This window comes from Endozoicomonas sp. Z74 (genome assembly GCF_057680865.1).
Genome location: NZ_JBLYZI010000005.1, coordinates 13,388 through 33,137 on the forward strand (window position 1 = coordinate 13,388; position 19,750 = coordinate 33,137).

Below are 19,750 nucleotides of genomic sequence, written 5' to 3' on the forward strand. Positions count from 1 at the left end.
CCAGCTTTCACCTGAAATTCACGGGTAAATCCTGACTATCTGTCCATTGCCAGACGCATGTCGGCCACCCGGTCAGAGACACGATCAATACAGGCATCTCCCTCCTGTGAAAATTTGGCCAGCTCTGAAACCAGAACCGTTCCGGCAATCACTCCGTCCGCTACACGACTGATGGCCGCAGCAGACTCACCATCCCGGATACCAAAGCCCACACTGACGGGCACCTCTGCGAAGTTCTTGATGTGGCTGACGCGGTCCTGGACCTCCTGGACATTCAGCGCGGAAGAACCGGTCACCCCTTTCAGGGAGACATAGTAAAGGTAGCCACTGGCCACACCGCAGATTTTACGAATACGCTCATCAGAAGTGGTCGGCGTGATCAGGTTGATCATATCCATACCCCTGGCATGGAGCAGATCAAGAAGCTCATGGGCAGACTCAGGAGGGAGATCCACCATCAGCACACCGTCTACACCGGACTCACTGGCACGCTCGACAAACGCCTCATAACCCATAATCTCTACAGGGTTCAGATAGCCCATTAATACAATCGGGGTCTCATTATCCCTCTCACGAAAGGTGGAAACCATTGAAAAAACGTCATTCAATGTAACACCTTGTGATACAGCCCGCTCATGGGCCTGGGCAATCACCGGCCCGTCGGCTACCGGATCCGAGAAAGGAAAGCCCAGCTCAATAATGTCTGCACCGCTGGACACCAGCTGATGCATAATATCCACGGTTTTATCTGCCGGATCACCACCCAGAATATAAGGGATCAGCGCTTTACGGCCTTCTCCCTCCAGCCGTTTAAAACAGGATTTCAGTCGCATGTTTCACCCCTTAAAATGCCAGGCCGCTTTCTTTTCCGTCAAGAGAAAGCCCGTCAATGGCCGCCACCGTATGAATGTCTTTATCCCCACGCCCTGAAAGATTACAGATAATGATCTGATCCGGCGACATCGTTGGGGCCAGTTTTTCCACCCAGGCCAGGGCATGGGCACTTTCCAGGGCGGGCATAATACCCTCAAGACGAGTCAGCTTACGAAACGCAGCCAGGGCTTCATCATCCGTAGCATAGGGGTATTCCGCCCTGCCAATCTCCTTCAGGTAGCTGTGCTCAGGTCCCACCCCTGGATAGTCAAGCCCGGCGGAAACCGAATGACTTTCAATAATCTGACCGTTTTCATCGGTCATAAGATAAGTGCGTGCTCCCTGGAGAACCCCGGGACGACCTGCACTCATCCGGGCAGCATGCTTATCGGTATCAACACCAAGGCCACCCGCTTCCACCCCATAGAGTTTTACGGATTCATCTTTAACAAACTCATGAAACAAGCCCATGGCATTAGAGCCCCCACCGACACAGGCGACCAGCGCATCGGGCAGGCGACCTTCTCGCTCCATGATCTGGCGACGGGCTTCACGCCCAATAATACTCTGCAGGTTTCTGACCATTTCTGGATAGGGGGAAGGGCCACAAACGGTGCCCAGCAGATAAAAAGTATCTTCCGGCCGGGCCACCCAGTCCCTGAGCGCTTCATTGATGGAGTCTTTCAGCGTCTGGGAACCTGTCTCAACCGGCACGACTGTAGCACCCAGCAGTTTCATACGGTAAACATTCAAAGCCTGTCGTTTGACATCCTTGGCGCCCATATAAACCACACACTCAAGGCCCAGCCTGGCCGCCACGGTTGCCGTAGCCACTCCATGCTGACCAGCTCCAGTTTCGGCAATAATCCGGGTCTTCCCCATGTGCTTGGCCAGCAAAGCCTGACCCACCGCATGGTTAATTTTGTGAGCCCCCGTGTGATTGAGGTCTTCACGCTTGAGGTAGATCTTGGCTCCACCCAGCTCCCGGGTCCAGCGGTCGGCATAGTACAAAGGCGACGGACGCCCTACAAACTCCGCCAGGTCACGATCAAAATCCGCCTGAAAGGTTTCATCCTGCCAGAGCTGACGCCAGGTGCCATCCAGTTCTTCAAGAGCACTCATCAAAGTCTCGGCCACATAGCGCCCACCGAAACGACCAAAGTGACCTGTTGAATCGGGAAGCCCGTTTAAACGATCCAGCATTTCCTGATCGGAGAAAGAACCGGAGTTGTCTTGATCCACCATGGTTTATCTACGCCCTCTTTGTCTATGCATTGCTATATGCATCGCCACACCTACTGACCGCTTTAACAAAAGCTTTGACTTTTTCCTTATCCTTGATGCCCGGCTGCTGCTCGACACCACTGCTGACATCCACCGCATAAGGCTTCACTTTGGCAATAGCCTGAGCCACATTGGTTGCATCCAGGCCACCCGCCAATATCAAGGGCCTGCCCAGATTTTCCGGGACAAGCTCCCAGTCAAACGCCTCACCCGACCCCCCTGGCATCGCAGGAGAATAGGTATCCAGAAGATAGCCACTGGCAGAGGCGTATTGAGCTGCAATTTCCTGAACAGGCACGCCGCTTTTCATGCTGATTGCCTTGATGTACCGCATCCCCCAGCGGTTGCACTGAGCTTCTGACTCCCCGCCATGGAACTGCAACAGGGACAGGGGAACCTTTTCAAGCACACTCTCAATAAAAGCCTCAGAGGCATCCACAAAAAGCCCCACGAGAGAAACGAAAGGAGGCGCTGCGCGGGCAATCTCTAGCGCCTGTTCAGCGGTAACATACCGCTTGCTCTTTTCATAAAACACAAGTCCCAGTGCATCAACACCAGACATAGCTACCGCACGGGCATCCTCCACCCGGGTGATACCGCAAACCTTGATTCCTGGAGGTATTTCCATATTTATTCAACCCGTGAACTCATGAGAAACCCTGACCGCCTGTATCAGGATGACTGTCATGACAGGCCCTTCAGGCAATGGCTGATCTTAGCAGATTGTTAAGCCGATTGCCCCTTGAGATACGGAGCAATAAAATGAGGGCCGGGCTCAACGCCAGGCAAATCAAACTGTGTATCATAACCGACCCCGACAAAATAAAGCCCACAGGGCGATGCCGTTACCCCTCCCTGGGTGCGATCCCTGGCTTCCAGCACCTCTCTGGCCCACTGGGGTTCTCGTTTACCGCACCCGATCGACATCAGAACACCGGCAATATTGCGAATCATATGGTGCAGAAAAGCGTTGGCCTGTATGTCCAGGATAATCAGGGAGCCGTGGCGGGTTATCTCCAGGCGGGTAACCTCACGAACCGGGTTTTTCGCCTGACACTGAACCGCCCGGTAAGAGGTGAAGTCATGCTTTCCGATCAGATACTCAGCAGCGGCTTTCATTCTTTCCACATCCAGAGGGCGATAATTCCAAGTCACCCCCTTTGAAAGATGGGCAGGACGGATCGGATGGTTATAAATCACATAGCGATAACGACGCCAGAGCGCCGAAAAACGAGCATGAAAGTCCTCACTGACTGGCCTGACCCAGTTGACCGCCACTTCATCGGGCAAGTTGGCGTTAGCCCCATAGGTCCAGCCACGGTTTGACCGAACGGCCGGCGAGTCAAAATGAACAATCTGGTCACAACCATGAACACGGGCATCCGTGCGACCAGCGCATATCACAGACACTGGATGATCCGCCACTTTCGACAGAGCTTTTTCAACGGCCGCCTGAACCGTGGGTAAACCGGTTTTGAGAATCTGCCACCCATGAAACCGGGAGCCATCATATTGAACACTGGCCGCGTATCGAGGCATGAAGTTGCATCACCTGAAACAAGAAAAAAGAGAGGAAATTTACCAGAAGCACGTTATCGGGACAAACCTGCTCCAAAAACCTTTCTCAACAAAAAGCCTTCTGCCACCAGCCCTGAAAAATGCAGATAAAAAAAAGGCGACCTCTTGTGGAGACTCGCCCTTTATCCATAACAACCGCTTTTAATAAATAGCCGTTTAAGCTAAAGCCGTTAGAATGGCTAGCATTAACCAGCGTTCTCCATCAACGCCCTGGCTTCCTGCTTCTGCTCTTCAGAGCCCTGCTCAACCACTTCTTCCAGGATTCCACGGGCCCCTTCCATATCGCCCATATCCATATAAGCCCGGGCAAGGTCAAGCTTGGTGGCCACCTCATCGTCTTCAGTCAACAAGTCCAGGTCATCATCATTAATGGACGCCTCCAGACTGGAACCTCCTTCCCCGGAGAAAGCAGCCTGACTGTCCTGGGCTGCGGGATCAAGATCCAGGTCCAGATCATCCAGATCGAAGTCCAGCTCTTCTTCCTGCTCACTCGTTTCAGCAGGTGCTGAAGCGGAAGAGGCCTTCTCATCTTCTTCGTAGAGATCATCCAGGTCGAAGTCCAGGTCACCCAGATCCGAATCCTGCTGCTCATTCGGGTCAAGATCACCCAAACCAAGATCATCCGCCTCAGCGCCGTCAGTTTCAAAAGCCCCCGGGAAACGAGACTTAAAGGCATCCGCCTCACGGATAGCATCCTGATCTCCGGTAGCCTCAAGGGCTGCAAGCGCCTCTTTGAATTTATCAAGGTCGTTATTTTCCCCGTGAACCTCCAGCAGCTTCAACCGCAGATCACTGCGCTGAGGCTCAGCCTCAATGGCCTTATCCAGAAGATCGGCGGCCTGATTGAAGCGGCCATAGGCAATATAAATATCCGCTTCACTCAAAGCATCTTCTGTCTGCTGAGCCACCGCCTCGCCGGAAGTTTCATCCAACAGGGCATCGTCAATTTCAAGTGCCTCATCAAACTGCAACTCATCCTCACCCGGAAGGCCTGCAGTGTCAGCCGAGTCACCCTCTGAGTCTGAACTCAGATCCAGCGGGATGATATCCGCCCCATCCTCTGTGTCCGTTTCCTGCTGGTTTCTGCGACGGTGCAGTATCAACCCGGCCAGAGCAATGGGAATAACCCCAAGCAACAACAATAAGGGGTTGTTAAACAACCAGTCGAAAAACCCTTTTTCCTGAACAGGGGCAGGCGCAATGGGCTTTACTGCGGGCTGTTCAACAGGTTGCGGACGGGCTGCCGGGGCGTCGGCAGTCTGATTCTGAAGGGCTGCCATCTGATCATCTTTCAAAGTGATCAGCCGTTTCAGGGTCGCAATCTGTTCATCCAGATCCTTAAGACGACTTTTCAGCTCGGCATTTTCCCGGGCAAACTGGTCCAGCTGCTCCCGGGTCATCGCCAACTCTGTCTGCAGGGCTGCATTGGCCTGGCCATTACCGCCACCAAGGTCCTGCCCATCACTGGACGAACCACTATCCGCCACAATGGCCAGCTTGCCATCGACCGGACTGCTTTCCGTTTCTTTTCTGGCGGTGGAGCGTCGGGTAGCATCCAGCTGAACCACCCGACGCTGGTCACGCCATTCCCGGTTCTGCCTTGCTACATCCGCAATGGCCTCACGTACGGTCAGCCGGTTAATTTCTTCCCGGGCAGGCACACGCAGAACCTGCCCTCTCTTTATCCGGTTGATATTGTTATCAATAAAGGCCTGAGGGTTACCCCGCTGAATCGCCAGCATCGTCTGCTGAACAGTGACATCACTGCCCGGTCTCACTCTCTCGGCAATTTCCCACAGACTGTCATTGCGCCGGACAGTGTAAGTTGCACCTCTGACAGAGGAAGGGTAAGAGGAGGATGAGGGAGACAGCTTGCGAACTGGAAGCTCCTGCCGGTCATAAGCAGTAGGCCTTTGAGGCTCGGGGGCCGGCAGATAGTCCCGTGAAGCAGGAGCTTCATCATAAACCGGATAGGATTGACTGGACGAAGCATTGGTTTTTGGAGCAACCACCTGGCCAGGCACCTGCTCATTAAAAGACGGTGGGTCCAGTAGCAGAGTGTACTCCCTGAGCAGGCGTCCGCTGGGCCAGTGCACCTCTACCAGAAAATTCAGATAAGGCTCACTCACCGGCTTGCTGCTGCTGACCTTGATCACCCCTTTGCCATCTGGTCCCACTTCCGTTTTAAAGTTCAGGTGCGTCAGGGAAAACGGCCGCTCAACCCCGGCCCGCTCAAAATCCGCCCTGCTGGCAAGGTTGGAGAGAATTTCATTCCGGGTCAAATCCTTGACTTGCAGCAGCTCAATCTCGGCCACCAGAGGCTGGTTCAAAGCTGAATAGAGCTTGACCTCCCCCAGGCCCAGCGCACTGGCAGCACCAGAGTTCAGTCCTCCCGCCAGCGCTGCCATCACCACTACAAGTTTTTGCAGTTTCATCGTGAATCCTTGTTCTATGCAAATACTGTTTGAGCCCCTTTCTGTCCCCAGCCTGCTCATTTTTGGCATCATGAGATGGCCTGGAAACAGCCCCCGCTGGATCAATAATCAGCAATGCTTTTATAACCCTGTTACCACAGAGCTTCAGACACAACAAACGATCGGGACATCTGGATGCTTGCCTGGAAGTGTAAACAGACAAACACCTAGGCTAAGTTATCATTTTGCAAAGTCTTTTATCAATAACCTTGCCAGTTCCGCCCCATGAACAGCACCTCTTCTGAGGCTATCGGCCACCAGCCAGAAACTCAAGCCCGTTCCATAAACGCAGGGCTGCCTGAGCCTAGACAGGGCAATACGATCACTGCCGGCAATGTCTTCCACCGTTGCAGTTTCACCTTCAGGCAACACCTCAACCCCTGACAGACAGGCCAGACTCTCCGACAGCTCAGGCAAATCAACTGGCTGCACAGTATCCAGATCCACCACAAAACTGTCACCAAAAAAAACAGGGGCTGTGACACAGGTCACACGAACATCCAGCTCTGGTGAAACCGCCATCAACACTTCATCACGAATCGTTTTCTCCACATCGGCCAGCCCTTCTTCATTGCTCCCCTGTGAGGCCGGCAGAAGGTTATAAGCAATGCGGTGCGAGAGGTTGTCTTCATCACCAGAACTGTTCACAGGCTTGCCATTAAGCAGATCAATCGTCTGGGTCCTGAGCGCTTCAACGGCCTTCTGCCCCAGACCTGCAACAGGCTGACAGAGCGTCAGATTAACCCGGCTCAATCCATATTGGTGATGAACCAGCCTCAATAAAGGCAGCAATAAGGAGGCAGGACTGCCCGGATAGGCGAGGTAACGGTTATGCGCTGCTTCTTCCAGAGCTCCATCCGCCAGCATCTGGTGCTCCCCTCCCCCTGGAATCACAGGCAGGACATGGCCCTGAACAGAAGCGCCCCGTGAGCCGTCAATGATCATGCAGCCTGCCTCAACGGCCCTGGCCATTAATCCCGCTTGACGGACAGCTCCGGCAGGCATGAACAGAAAGTCCACCTGGGTAAATTCAAAGCTTTCCCCTGAGATCAGCTCCAGTTCCTGCCCATGAAAATCAACGGTGCCGCTGGCCTGCTCCTCTTCAGCCAGGGGATAAAGATTCAAAACCGGTAAGGCCTGCTCCCCCCCCTCTTCAAGCTGGCGAATAAGAGCCTCTCCCGCCAGGGAATCTGCGGAATATACAGCGATGTCGTAAGTTCGGGTCATAAAAAAGAAACCAGTGATTGCAATCAGCCTTGCTCAGCCGTCTATAACCAGAGGACTGAGGGACGCATGAAACGGCACCACTTTAAACATCCCCCCGATCACAGGCAAGGGCTTTACCCGGTTATTCACTGCAGTGATTGCCCGCCGACAGCTTGAAATGGCCACGGGCAATGGCAATGGGCAACTCCCTTTTGCTCTGCCAGGCGGTAATCGCCACATTAGCCACCCTGGCCCCCTGCCGACACACCTCACAATGGGCATAAGTATCCCTGGGCTGACCGGAGCGCAGGTAATCAATGGAGAAATCAATGATTTTTGGCAGTCGGGCTTCATCCATAAACAGCATTAAATGAAGCGCCGCCGACATTTCCATAAAGCCACCAATCACTCCACCATGAAGAGCAGGAAGCAGAGGATTGCCTATATTGGTCTGGCATTCCGGGAGAACAAACAAGGCATCATCCCCCATGGGCACGCAGTCCATTCCAATGAGCCGGGCATAGGGTATACCTTCGGTCAAAAGGCTGTAGTTCCGGGACTCCCTGGCCTCACTGATCACTTTGGCAAACTCGGGGTTCATGACTTGCCCCCTTTTTCCTTATGGGATTTTTTATTGATAAAAGGCCTGCCCACACGCATAAATGTACCAACCGCATGAGCCAGTGGCTTATCCGGGCTCTCCTGATAGGCAACTCCCCGGGTAAACACAATGGTGCGGGTCAAGTGATAGGCTTCTGCAAAAGCACGAACCGGCACTCCCGGCACGGCAGTGGTCATGTGGTCAATTCTGAGATCAAGGGTGGGGCAGGCTTCCAGCTCATCCAGTACCGTCAGTACCGAGAGACCACAACATGAGTCCATAAGAGTGGTAATGGCGCCGGAGTGAATAACCCCGGTTTCGGGGTTACCCACCAAACGGTCATCATAAGGCATTTCCAACTCAAGACCTTCCCCGCTGGCCTTGAGTAAGGACATATTCAAGTGGTGACAGTGGGGAACTACTTTTAGAAAATTCTCAGCAAACTGGATTAGCTGTTCGTCAGTCATCATGATTTTTATAGCTTCTCTCAGACCAGTATATTCAACATCCGGCGCAGAGGTTCTGCCGCTCCCCAGAGCAACTGATCCCCCACGGTAAAGGCTGAGAGGTACTCCGGCCCCATATTGAGCTTGCGGAGACGACCCACAGGAATGCCCAGGCTACCGGTTACCACAGCAGGCGTCAGCTGTTTCATAGTTTCTTCACGGTGGTTAGGAACCACTGAGACCCAGTCATTGGCACTGGCAATCATCGCCTCAATATCGGCCATGGGGATATCTCTGCGCAGCTTGACCGTCAATGCCTGACTGTGACAGCGCATGGCACCGATACGGACACAAACACCGTCGACGGGCACAGGGTTATCCTGGCGCCCCAGAATTTTGTTGGTTTCTGCCTGGGCCTTCCACTCTTCCCGGCTTTGACCATTGTCCAGTTCTTTATCAATGTAAGGAATCAAGCTCCCTGCCAGGGGCACACCAAATTCACTTTGTGGCAGATCACCACTCTTCAACAGGCTTGTGGTCTTCCGGTCAATATCAAGAATGGCACTGGCGGGATCACCGAGTGCTTCAGCGACATTACTGTGAATGCAGCCCATCTGACTGATCAGCTCTTTCATGTTCCGGGCACCGGCTCCGCTGGCCGCCTGGTAGGTCATGGCACTGACCCACTCAACCGCATCCGCGCGGAACAGCCCTCCCATGGCCATCAGCATTAATGAAACCGTACAGTTCCCCCCCACAAAGTTGCGAACTCCGTCATTGAGGGCACGGTCAATAACCTCCCGGTTAACAGGATCCAGCACCACCACCGAGTCATCGTTCATTCGCAGGGAGGACGCCGCATCAATCCAGTAGCCATCCCAGCCCGAATCCCTGAGGGGCTTGAATACTTTTCCGGTGTAGTCGCCTCCCTGACAGGAAACAATCACATCCATGGCTTTCAGGGCATCAATAGAGTGGGCATCCTGAAGTGCTCTTGTCTGGTGAGCCGCTGGAAGACCGACATCCGGCCCGGGTTGCCCCAGCTGGGAAGTGGTAAAGAACACCGCTTCCCAGCCCTTTTCGGCCAGCAGGGCGAAGTCTTTCTCCTCCAGCATGCGCTCTATCAGCACCGAGCCCACCATGCCACGCCAACCCACAAAACCGACTTTTTTCATACTGCATCCCCCAACCAACTCAATGTGTTACGCTGCCGCTCATATTACTACCCACGCACTACTGCCCACTTACTGCCGCAAACAGTTGACCACCGCATCGCCCATCTCGACCGTTCCCACCAATTTGCAACCTTCAGAGGCAATGTCTCCGGTTCTCAGCCCCTGATCCAGCACATCACTGACCGCCTTTTCAATGGCATCAGCGGCCTGACCTTCAGACAGGGAATAGCGAAGCAGCATAGCCAGGGAAAGGATCTGGGCCAGGGGATTAGCCTTGTTCTGCCCGGCGATATCCGGGGCAGAGCCATGCACCGGTTCATACATTCCCTGATTGTTTCCATTCAGGGAGGCAGAGGGCAGCATACCGATGGAGCCGGTCAACATGGCAGCACAGTCGCTGAGAATATCACCGAACATATTGCCTGTAACCATCACGTCGAACTGCTTGGGGGCACGAACCAGCTGCATTGCGGCATTATCGACGTACATGTGGCTCAGCTCCACATCAGCGTATTGCATAGCCTCTCTGGTGACCACTTCACGCCACAACGCCGTCACTTCCAAAACATTAGACTTGTCCACTGAACACAGGCGACCACCGCGCTTTTGCGCGGCTTCAAAAGCCACTTTGGCAATCCGGCTGATCTCTGACTCCCGGTAAACATAGGTGTTAAACCCTTCCCGCTCACCATTCTCCAGTTCACGGACACCTCTTGGCTCCCCAAAATAAATCCCACCGGTGAGCTCACGGACAATCAGAATATCCAGCCCAGCCACCCGCTCCGGTTTCAAGCTTGAAGCCTCAGCCAGCTGGGGAAAAAGAATGGCAGGGCGCAGGTTGGCAAACAGATCCAGCTCAGAGCGAAGCTTCAACAGGCCTTTTTCCGGACGAAGCGCCATGGGCTGTTCATCCCACTTTGGGCCACCCACGGCACCAAACAGGATGGCATCCGACGCCCTGGCCAGCGCCAGTGTTTCATCACTCAGTGGCGCACCTTCTGCGTCGATAGCTGCCCCCCCTACCAGACCATGACTGACCTCTATATCCAGACTGAATTGTTGCCTGACCTCATCCAGTACTTTCAGGGCTTCAGCAACAATTTCAGGACCAATCCCGTCTCCTGGCAGGCAAAGTATCTGTTGACTCATTGTTCTTTTCCTTCGGTATTCCCATTCATCAAAATCACAGGCTCAGGCTTGCTCACCGGCAAACAGCCAGGGCTGTCGATGCTTATACTTTTGTTCGAAATCCCTGATATGCGCTTCATCCTGCAGGGTCAGGCCGATCTCATCCAGCCCATTGAGCAGACAGTGGCGGCGAAAAGCATCAATGGTAAATTCAATTTCCTCACCGGCGGGGGTAATAATTTTTTCCCGCTCCAGATCCACCGTCAGCTGGCAGCCTTCCTGAAGGTTCACCGCCTTAAACAGCTCATCCACCACATCGTCCAGCAGAGTGATGGGAAGAATACCGTTTTTGAAACAGTTGTTATAAAAGATGTCAGCAAAGCTGGGGGCAATCACACAGCGGAAGCCGAAATCATCCAGCGCCCAGGGGGCATGCTCACGACTGGAGCCACAGCCAAAGTTCTGTCGGGCCAACAGGATAGAGGCTCCCTGGTACCGCTGCTGGTTGAGAACAAAATCCGGATTCAAAGGCCGGTTTGAACAGTCCTGCCCCGGAAACCCTTCGTCCAGATAACGGAGCTCATCAAAAAGGTTGACACCAAACCCGGTGCGCTTGATGGACTTCAGAAACTGCTTGGGGATGATCATATCGGTGTCCACATTGGCCCGATCCAATGGAGCCACCACCCCCTGATGTACGGTAAATGCCTGCATGATCTTATTCCTGATTACCTGCTGCCATCAATTCACGAACGTCTATAAAGTGCCCGGTAACCGCCGCTGCCGCCGCCATGGCCGGACTGACCAGATGGGTTCTGCCACCAAAGCCCTGGCGCCCTTCAAAGTTGCGGTTGGACGTTGAAGCACAGTGCTCCCCCTGACCCAACTTGTCCGCATTCATGGCAAGACACATGGAGCAGCCGGGCTCACGCCACTGGAGGCCCGCATCAATGAAGACCTGGTGCAGACCTTCTTTCTCCGCCTGAGCCTTGACCAGGCCTGATCCGGGAACCACCAGGGCTTCCTTGACGGAATCAGAAACGGTCCTGCCTTTCACCACCGCGGCCGCTTCCCGCAAGTCTTCTATACGGGAATTGGTGCAGGAACCAATAAACACCCGGTCAACGGGAATATCTGTAATTTTCTGCCCCGCTTCCAACCCCATGTATTCCAGGGCCCGGGCATACCCTTCCTGCCGGGTTTCATCCGGCGCCTTACCCGGGTCGGGAATCCTGGCATCCACCGGCAGCACCATTTCCGGCGAGGTTCCCCAGCTCACCTGGGGCTTGATCTCTTCTCCTCTGAGCACCACCACATGATCAAACTCAGCGTCTTCATCGGAATGCAGGTCCTGCCAGGCAGCCACTGCGGCCTCCCACTGCCCCCCCTGAGGAGCAAAAGGCCGTCCTCTGACATAATCAATGGTGATCTGATCCACCGCCACCATGCCAGCCCTGGCTCCCGCTTCAATGGCCATATTACACAGGGTCATACGCCCTTCCATGGTCATGCGCCGAATCACTTCCCCGCCAAATTCCATGGCATAACCGGTTCCTCCGGCCGTCCCCACTTTGCCGATAATGGCCAGAATCACATCCTTGGGGGTAACACCAGGCCCCAGTTCACCATCCACCCGCACCAGCATATTCTGCATCTTTTTAGCCACCAGGCACTGGGTGGCCAGGACATGTTCTACCTCAGAGGTGCCAATGCCATGGGCCAGAGCACCAAAAGCACCATGGGTAGAGGTATGGGAGTCACCACAAACCACCGTCATGCCCGGCAGGGTAGCGCCCTGCTCGGGCCCCACCACATGGACAATGCCCTGCCGACGATCTTTCATGTCAAACTGCGTGATACCAAAATCGCCACAGTTTTCATCCAGCGTTTTTACCTGAATTCTGGAAACAGGGTCTTCGATGCCCTCAATACCATGCTGGCGCTCGTTGACAGTAGTGGGGACATTATGATCAGGAGTGGCCAGATTGGTATCCAGACGCCAGGGTTTCCTGCCTGCCAGCCTCAGGCCTTCAAAGGCCTGGGGTGATGTGACTTCATGCAGCAGGTGCCGGTCGATGTAGACCAGTGCCGAACCATCATCACGCTGACGGACAAGGTGTGAATCCCACAACTTGTCGTACAGGGTTTTACCAGCCATCAGGACATCCTCATTTTCTTTATAAGCATCCCGTAAGAACGGGTATGAACAAAGACTATACCCGTCGGCTTTGAAGCTGCTGCTTTGTTGGCTGCGTTCGCTCACCTCAGTCACATAGTGTTTCTATGCTCCTGAGGATTCGCTTACTGGCCGCTGCGCAGCAACTTCAAATCCATTGGGTATAAAAAAAGCAGTTGTTTGATTTTTATGCGCTTTTACCACTACAGACCCAGGGGATTCCGTAATGGTGACTATCCTAGCCCCTTACCAGCAATCACTCAAATTCATCTTTTTCATATTTTGGATAACGATTGAGAATAACTAGCCCTTGCCGGATAATAGCGTAATGGATACCACCAATCTCACTGCCTTTCTGGCCATCGTTGACACCGGCTCCTTTTCAGAAGCCGCTGAAAAGCTTTACCTTACCCAGCCTGCCGTCAGCAAGCGGATAGCGGCCCTGGAGGACCAGCTGGGCACACCGGTCTTTGACCGGGTTGGACGCCAGGTCGTACTGAATGAAGCAGGACGCACCCTCCTGCCAAGGGCCCGGCAAATGCTGGATCTCCTGAAGAACACACGACAGGAAATAACCAACCTCAGTGGCGAAATCAAGGGCCCCCTTGCCATCGCCACCAGCCACCATATCGGGTTAAGACGACTGCCAGAGATTTTGAAAGCCTTCTCCCGTCAATACCCCGAGGTCAAACTGGATATCCGCTTTGTGGATTCGGAAGCCTCCTATGAAATGCTGAACCGGGGCGAAATTGAGCTGGCCGTTATTACCCTCTCTCCCCGGAGCAAGCCCAACGTTCAATCGGAATTACTGTGGAACGACCCCCTTACCTTTATGGCAGCCAGGGATCACCCTCTGGTGGGGTTGAACAAAGTGACTACCCGCGAGTTAAGCCAGCATCAGGCGGTTCTGCCCGGAAAAAACACTTTTACCTATCAACTGGTCAACCGGCTGTTTGAACAGGAGGGCCTGAAACTTCATACGGCCATGTCCACCAATTATCTGGAAACCCTGAGGATGCTCGCAGCCATTGGCCTGGCCTGGTGCATTTTGCCCAGAACCATGCTGGGAGAAGACCTTTTGCCCCTGGATGTGGATCTGAAAACGGTGCTTCAGCCCCCCGTAAGACAACTGGGGTATATCCTTCACAGTAAACGTTCACTGTCTAATGGCGCCAGGGCTTTTGCCCGGCTGCTGGATCAATATCAAGACAACTGCGGTTAACCACAATTCTCCCGCCTGATTCAGGTTTTGTTAAGCTAATAAAAATAAAATCCTACTGATCAAAACTTAACCAGATCATCATTTCTGACTTGCTGTGATCTGTGAATGGAGAGTTTCACAATTATGCACAATCGAATTATACCTCTCATCCAAACCATTACACAAAAACCCGTAAACAACCAGGAATCACTGATCCAATCAGGTTTACTCGATTCTGTGGACATCGTCGAACTGGTCTTTTCCCTGGAAAATGAATTTACCATCAAGGTGGGAATGGACGACTTGACCCCAGAGAACCTCGACTCAGTTGGAGCCATTGCCAACCTGGTGCAACAAAAGCTGGACAAATCCGCTTCACTGGCCGCGTGATCAACACTTATGAAGTTTGACTTTAACCGCCGCTGCTTTGTTGAGTGCGACCAGAATCAAAATAAAGCTGCACTGATTTCTGATGGCGCAGTCACCTCCTGGGAAAACCTGAATCTCCGGGTGAATTATATTTCTGAACGACTGCAATCCACAGCCAACCCTGAACAGCCTGTGGTGATTTACGGGCATAAACAACATGACTTTGTAGCCATCATGCTGGCCTGCCTGCAACTGGGCATTCCCTACGTACCAGTGGATACTCTATACCCAAGAGAGCGATTAAAGGCAATTCAGAAGCAACTGGGCAAGGGACTTCTTATCGACCTGGAAACCGCACAATGGTCTAATTTTGACATTGGCCAGGGTCAGTTCTGCAATCCTGAACGGGAATTGATGTACATCTTATTCACCTCAGGTAGCACCGGGCAACCCAAAGGTGTTCAAATCACCTATTCCGCGTTTCTGGATTTCTGGAGCTGGGTGGAGAGAGACTTTCCAGCCGATGCTGACAGCGTCAACCTGAATCAGGCCCTATTCTCATTTGATGTGTCGGTACTGGATCTTGCCATCTCCATGGGCCACGGCGGCAGTCTGCTGCTGGTGGATCGAACAACTTGCGCTGATCACCGGGCTTTTTTCCGTTTACTTCGGCAGCACCAGTGCTCCGTCTGGATTTCAACCCCCTCCTTTGCCCCACGCTGGTTCCTTGCAAGAGAGTTTAGTCGAGACGCATTCCCGGCCCTGAAACACTTTATTTTCATCGGTGAACCCCTGCCCCCCAGAACAGCCAGTGAGTTAAACCGCCGCTTTGGTGATGGCTGTGTCTATAATGCATATGGCCCCACTGAAGCGACCGTAGTGGTAACCCTCATGCAGGTCAATGAACAGACCCTGGCAGAGCACCCCGTCCAGCTACCGGTCGGCTACAGCAAACCCAGCGGTGAGATACTGATCATGAATGATGATCAGCAGGTAACGGATGGCGAAGGAGAAATCATTCTCTGCGGTGACAATGTTTCCATCGGATACCTCGGCGTCCATCACCCCGCCAATACTGCATTCTTTTCGTATAACGGAATGCGGGCTTATCGAACCGGAGACTTTGGCTACTTGAAAGACGGCTTGCTTTTCTGCCTTGGCCGTCGTGATGGACAGATCAAGTTGAATGGTTACCGAATCGAAATACCCGAGATTGAAGCGCGCCTGGATCAGTTGAATGGCGTCTCCTGCTCAGTCGTTCTGCCTCTGAAAAGAAAGGGCCAGGTGACCCGGCTGATTGCTTTTGCCTTCCAACCCGAGGGCTGGCCCCATGACAGGGAAAGAAGCGAAGAACTCAGGCAAGCGTTGGGCCAAATATTGCCTGAGTACATGGTGCCTTCGGAAATTCTTCCGGTTTGCCTTGAAAAAGCGCCACTGAACGGAAGCCATAAACTGGATCGCAAGCAACTGTTGCAACTGTACCAGCAAAATCAATGGCAATCATTGCAAGGATCATCAGCAACTTCCGGCTCGAAGGTTTCCTGAATCATGACCGCATCCGCAAAAAAACTGAAAGGAATCTACGCCCTCTGCTGGCGCCTGATTAACAGCCCTGCACCTGTACGTAGAGTATGCTCAACCATATTCTCCACCCTGCTGTATCAAACCCAGAAAAAACGCCTGTTCCGACGGGTTAAAACGGTGTTTCCAGAATATCAGGCCCACCAGGTCCGGGCTGTAGTAAAGCGTTCTACCCGATCATTTTGCAAGGACACTTTCGATATCCTGCAGATCCCCAACGAAAACTATCGGGTTGTCGGTGCCGAACAATTACCAAAACCTGGTGAGCAGGGGGCAGTATTTGCCTCCGCCCATATTGCCCAGACCGAAGCCCCTACCTATGCGATCCAGCAACTGGGCTATCCGGTTTGCACGATTATCGGATCAGGTCAGTCCAACCCACAACTGCACTATCTCGGTGCCGCCATGCTGGAAAAGATAGGCATCCCTTATATCTCCAGAAGCAAAGGCACCTTCTTTGACCTGCTCGGCTGCTTGCGCAACCACCAGTGCGTATTTGTTCACAGTGATTTACGTGACAATGGCCCGGAAGTGGAGTTTCTTGGCCAGAGAACAACCGTTCCCCAAACGGCTGCATCCCTTGCCGCCATGGCCCAGGTTCCACTGTTTTTCATCTACGGTGTCAGGGAAAAAAAAGAGCTGGTCGTTTATATTGAAAAACTGTCATCACCAGAAGAGATGACCCAACCGAACACATCCGGTGATCAGAACCGGGATCAATACATGAAAAAGATTCTGACCAGCATGGAAAAAGTAATCCGGGAATTTCCCCAATGCTGGTTCTGGCTGTACAACCGGTTTCGCATCAAATGACCCGCCATTGAGAGCGTTCTTCAATGGTGCACACTCGGCTTCAGCTGTGTCAGAATAGCTCTGAACCACACCAACTTTGCAAGCTAATAATCAGGGGTTCACGCATTCCCGCAGCGCAGCTTAACTACTCATAACTATCGTCATAACCGGGTGACAGGGGTATAGTCTTTTACTCTTTATTTTAACTAGAGTTTGTCTTTTATGTTCAAGGCACTGGTTCTCAATCAACAGGACAAAATCACTACGGCATCCATTCAGCAACTGGAAGAGTCAGCCCTGCCGAAAGGTGAGGTTCTCGTGGCTGTCGAATATTCTTCCCTGAACTACAAGGATGGTCTGGCGATCACCGGAAAAGGGAAAATCATCCGGCAGTTTCCCATGGTTCCAGGCATTGATTATGCGGGTACTGTCGCTGAATCCAGCGATGAGCGTTACCAGCCCGGAGATCGCGTTATCCTGACAGGCTGGGGAGTGGGCGAAAACCACTGGGGTGGCATGGCGGAAAAAGCCCGCGTCAAAGCCGACTACCTGGTTCCCATGCCGGAAGGTCTGGACAGCCGCAGAGCGATGATCATCGGCACCGCAGGCCTCACCGCCATGCTGTGTGTGATGGCCCTGGAAGAGGCTGGCATCACTCCTGATAAAGGAGAAGTTCTGGTGACCGGCGCCAGCGGCGGTGTGGGCAGTGTATCGCTTACCCTGCTGAAGCGCCTGGGCTATAAAACCGTTGCAGTATCCGGCCGACCCCAGAACACCGAGTGGCTCAAATCCATCGGTGCTGACCGGGTCATGGCCCGGGATGAGCTGCTGGAACCTGCCCGTCCCCTGGAGAAGCAACTCTGGGCGGGCTGCATCGACACGGTAGGCAGTAAAGTTCTGGCCAAAGTACTGGCCCAGGTAGACTACCAGGGTGCGGTTGCCGCCTGTGGTCTGGCGGGCGGTTTCGACCTGCCGACTACGGTAATGCCCTTTATTCTCCGCGGGGTGAAATTGCTGGGCGTGGATTCTGTCATGTGCCCCACTGCAAAACGGAAGCAGGCCTGGAACCGACTGGTTGAACTGCTGCCCGAATCTTCCTACAACGATGTCTCCCAGGAAGTGGGCCTAGAAGCAGTTCCTGAGCTGGCAGAAGCCATCACCAACGGCCAGGTCACCGGCAGAACACTGATCCGGTTATAAGCTATCCTTCCTCCAGCCGCTATTTGATAGCACTTCCATGGCCGGGTGCCCGCAGTGAGCGCCCGGCCTTTTCTGTTGAAATAAGGCTGGTTATGAGTCATCGTCCGGTACTCTACGTTATTGGTCTGTTCCTGACGGCGCTGGCCAAGTTGATGCTGCTGCCTGTGATTTATGACCTGCTGACTGGCAACCCTGATATCTGGGAGTTCATTGCCTCTGCAGGCATCACTCTTCTGGCCGGGGGGCTGCTGACCCTCTCCTTCCGGCCAGCGCATTTCAATATGAAACCCAGGCAGATTTTTCTGCTGACCACGCTGTGCTGGCTGACCCTTAACGGGTTCGCTGCCTTACCCCTGTGGTTCAAACTCCCCATCAGCTACACCGATGCTTTTTTTGAAACCATGTCAGGTATCACAACCACAGGATCAACCGTGCTTGCCGGCCTCGACACCATGGCACCCAGTGTCCTGATCTGGCGGTCCCTGCTTCAGTGGCTGGGGGGTGTTGGTTTTATCGTCATGGCCGTGGCCGTACTGCCCTTCCTTAAAGTAGGCGGCATGCGTCTTTTTCAGAGTGAATCATCAGACTGGTCCGAAAAGGCCATGCCCCGCTCCGGCAGCATCGCCAAACGCATTGTCACCGTTTACCTGGCCCTGACCGCTGTCTGTGCCTACCTCTATTTCCTGGGGGGCATGTCCGGCTTCGAGGCCATTAACCATGCCCTGACCACGGTTTCCACCGGAGGCTACTCCACCTCTGACGCTTCCATGGCCCATTTCAGAAACCCCTTCATTATCTGGACCAGTACCGTCTTTATGATTCTGGCTAGTCTGCCTTTTGTGCTGTTTGTCCGCTGCATTCGGGGAGAGGTCCATTGCCTGCACCAGGATACCCAGGTACAGGCCTTCATCGGTTTTCTCCTGGTAGTCTGGGGCATACTCAGCCTCTGGCTGGTCTTTCACTCAGACTACAGCTTCTGGCGGGCACTGACCCTGGTGGCTTTTAACACCACCTCAACCGTCACCACCACCGGATACGCCCACGGTGATTACACCTTGTGGGGGGGATTTGCCTCCCTGATGTTTTTTTTCCTGATTTTCGTTGGCGGCTGTTCAGGCTCAACCGCTGGAGGCATCAAAATTTTCCGGTTTCAGATCGGTGCCAAATTGCTCTACATCCAGTTAAAACAACTGGTGCACCCCCGGGCCTGTTTTGTTCAGACCTACAATGGCCAGTCGATCAGCAGCGACATTCTTCGTTCACTGATCGGATTCAGTTTTTTCCTGGCACTGCTGGTGACGTTAATGAGCCTGCTGCTGACCCTTTGTGGGCTGGACCCCATTACCAGCATCAGCGGTGCCGCTACCGCCGTGGCCAATGTAGGGCCGGGTATGGGGGAGATAATCGGGCCTGCCGGTAATTTCAGTTCCCTTCCCGACACGGCCAAATGGCTGCTAAGCTTTGGCATGCTGATGGGCAGGCTGGAGGTGATTACCGTACTGGTTTTGTTCACGCCTGCATTCTGGAAAGGGTAGTAATACCAATCGCACTTTCTAAATCTCCTACTTGTGCCCAAGAAACATTCCAGCGGCCCACAGGGAAAGAAAAAAAGACGTTTATCCGGTATCACTCAGTTACCAACGGTTACACTTTCATCAGTGGATAC

Annotated in this window: 18 protein-coding genes; 6 read left to right on the forward strand and 12 right to left on the reverse strand. The window is 53.5% G+C overall.

The features are described from left to right. Nucleotides 1-35: 35 nt before the first annotated feature. The 12 genes from trpA to leuC form a co-directional block, all read right to left on the reverse strand. On the reverse strand, nt 36-833 hold the full coding sequence (gene trpA, locus ACNRUY_RS02220; protein ID WP_488110009.1) for a tryptophan synthase subunit alpha: 798 nt from the start codon (nt 831-833) through the stop codon (nt 36-38). A 10-nt stretch (nt 834-843) separates the two neighbouring features. Further along, nucleotides 844-2,076 carry a tryptophan synthase subunit beta gene (trpB, locus tag ACNRUY_RS02225; RefSeq protein WP_488110098.1) on the reverse strand — a complete coding sequence of 411 codons (1,233 nt, stop codon included), beginning with the start codon at nt 2,074-2,076 and terminating at the stop codon, nt 844-846. 64 nt (nt 2,077-2,140) lie between these two features. Beyond that, nucleotides 2,141-2,785, reverse strand: coding sequence for a phosphoribosylanthranilate isomerase (locus ACNRUY_RS02230; protein ID WP_488110010.1), 645 nt, complete (start codon nt 2,783-2,785; stop codon nt 2,141-2,143). A 98-nt stretch (nt 2,786-2,883) separates the two neighbouring features. Further along, nucleotides 2,884-3,696 (reverse strand): tRNA pseudouridine(38-40) synthase TruA, encoded by an 813-nt coding sequence (truA, locus tag ACNRUY_RS02235; protein WP_488110011.1) that lies wholly within the window; start codon nt 3,694-3,696, stop codon nt 2,884-2,886. Nucleotides 3,697-3,920: 224 nt separating this feature from the next. Beyond that, nucleotides 3,921-6,170 (reverse strand): motility hub landmark protein FimV, encoded by a 2,250-nt coding sequence (locus ACNRUY_RS02240; protein WP_488110012.1) that lies wholly within the window; start codon nt 6,168-6,170, stop codon nt 3,921-3,923. A gap of 219 nt (nt 6,171-6,389) precedes the next feature. After that, complete coding sequence (locus ACNRUY_RS02245; RefSeq protein ID WP_488110013.1) at nt 6,390-7,436, reverse strand: Asd/ArgC dimerization domain-containing protein; 1,047 nt, start codon at nt 7,434-7,436, stop codon at nt 6,390-6,392. A gap of 121 nt (nt 7,437-7,557) precedes the next feature. Continuing rightward, nucleotides 7,558-8,016: a PaaI family thioesterase gene (locus ACNRUY_RS02250; protein ID WP_488110014.1), complete on the reverse strand. Its 459-nt coding sequence runs from the start codon at nt 8,014-8,016 to the stop codon at nt 7,558-7,560. Beyond that, nucleotides 8,013-8,486 carry a PaaI family thioesterase gene (locus ACNRUY_RS02255; RefSeq protein ID WP_488110015.1) on the reverse strand — a complete coding sequence of 158 codons (474 nt, stop codon included), beginning with the start codon at nt 8,484-8,486 and terminating at the stop codon, nt 8,013-8,015. Before ACNRUY_RS02255 ends, ACNRUY_RS02250 begins: the two co-directional genes overlap by 4 nt. Before the next feature lie 17 nt (nt 8,487-8,503). Next, nucleotides 8,504-9,637, reverse strand: a complete 1,134-nt coding sequence (gene asd / locus ACNRUY_RS02260) for an aspartate-semialdehyde dehydrogenase (protein ID WP_488110016.1) — start codon at nt 9,635-9,637, stop codon at nt 8,504-8,506. Between the two features lie 69 nt (nt 9,638-9,706). Then, entirely contained in the window at nt 9,707-10,786 is a 1,080-nt protein-coding gene (leuB, locus tag ACNRUY_RS02265; RefSeq protein WP_488110017.1) for a 3-isopropylmalate dehydrogenase, read from the reverse strand. Nucleotides 10,787-10,828: 42 nt separating this feature from the next. Then, nucleotides 10,829-11,479, reverse strand: coding sequence for a 3-isopropylmalate dehydratase small subunit (gene leuD / locus ACNRUY_RS02270; protein ID WP_488110018.1), 651 nt, complete (start codon nt 11,477-11,479; stop codon nt 10,829-10,831). Nucleotides 11,480-11,483: 4 nt separating this feature from the next. Further along, nucleotides 11,484-12,923 carry a 3-isopropylmalate dehydratase large subunit gene (gene leuC, locus ACNRUY_RS02275; RefSeq protein WP_488110019.1) on the reverse strand — a complete coding sequence of 480 codons (1,440 nt, stop codon included), beginning with the start codon at nt 12,921-12,923 and terminating at the stop codon, nt 11,484-11,486. A gap of 346 nt (nt 12,924-13,269) precedes the next feature. Here leuC and ACNRUY_RS02280 point away from each other — a divergent pair, with 346 nt between their 5' ends. The 6 genes from ACNRUY_RS02280 to ACNRUY_RS02305 all read left to right on the forward strand — a co-directional run bounded on the left by ACNRUY_RS02280 (nt 13,270) and on the right by ACNRUY_RS02305 (nt 19,619). Then, nucleotides 13,270-14,163, forward strand: coding sequence for a LysR family transcriptional regulator (locus ACNRUY_RS02280; protein ID WP_488110020.1), 894 nt, complete (start codon nt 13,270-13,272; stop codon nt 14,161-14,163). 123 nt (nt 14,164-14,286) lie between these two features. Beyond that, a complete protein-coding gene (locus ACNRUY_RS02285) occupies nt 14,287-14,532 on the forward strand; it encodes an acyl carrier protein (protein ID WP_488110021.1) in 246 nt (81 codons plus the stop codon). A gap of 9 nt (nt 14,533-14,541) precedes the next feature. Beyond that, the gene (locus tag ACNRUY_RS02290; RefSeq protein ID WP_488110022.1) at nt 14,542-16,056 is read left to right on the forward strand and encodes an AMP-binding protein; all 1,515 of its coding nucleotides are present in this window, start codon (nt 14,542-14,544) and stop codon (nt 16,054-16,056) included. Nucleotides 16,057-16,059: 3 nt separating this feature from the next. After that, on the forward strand, nt 16,060-16,905 hold the full coding sequence (locus tag ACNRUY_RS02295; RefSeq protein WP_488110023.1) for a lysophospholipid acyltransferase family protein: 846 nt from the start codon (nt 16,060-16,062) through the stop codon (nt 16,903-16,905). A 201-nt stretch (nt 16,906-17,106) separates the two neighbouring features. Further along, nucleotides 17,107-18,084: an acrylyl-CoA reductase (NADPH) gene (gene acuI / locus ACNRUY_RS02300; RefSeq protein WP_488110024.1), complete on the forward strand. Its 978-nt coding sequence runs from the start codon at nt 17,107-17,109 to the stop codon at nt 18,082-18,084. A 92-nt stretch (nt 18,085-18,176) separates the two neighbouring features. Then, nucleotides 18,177-19,619 (forward strand): TrkH family potassium uptake protein, encoded by a 1,443-nt coding sequence (locus ACNRUY_RS02305; RefSeq protein ID WP_488110025.1) that lies wholly within the window; start codon nt 18,177-18,179, stop codon nt 19,617-19,619. Nucleotides 19,620-19,750: the final 131 nt, after the last annotated feature.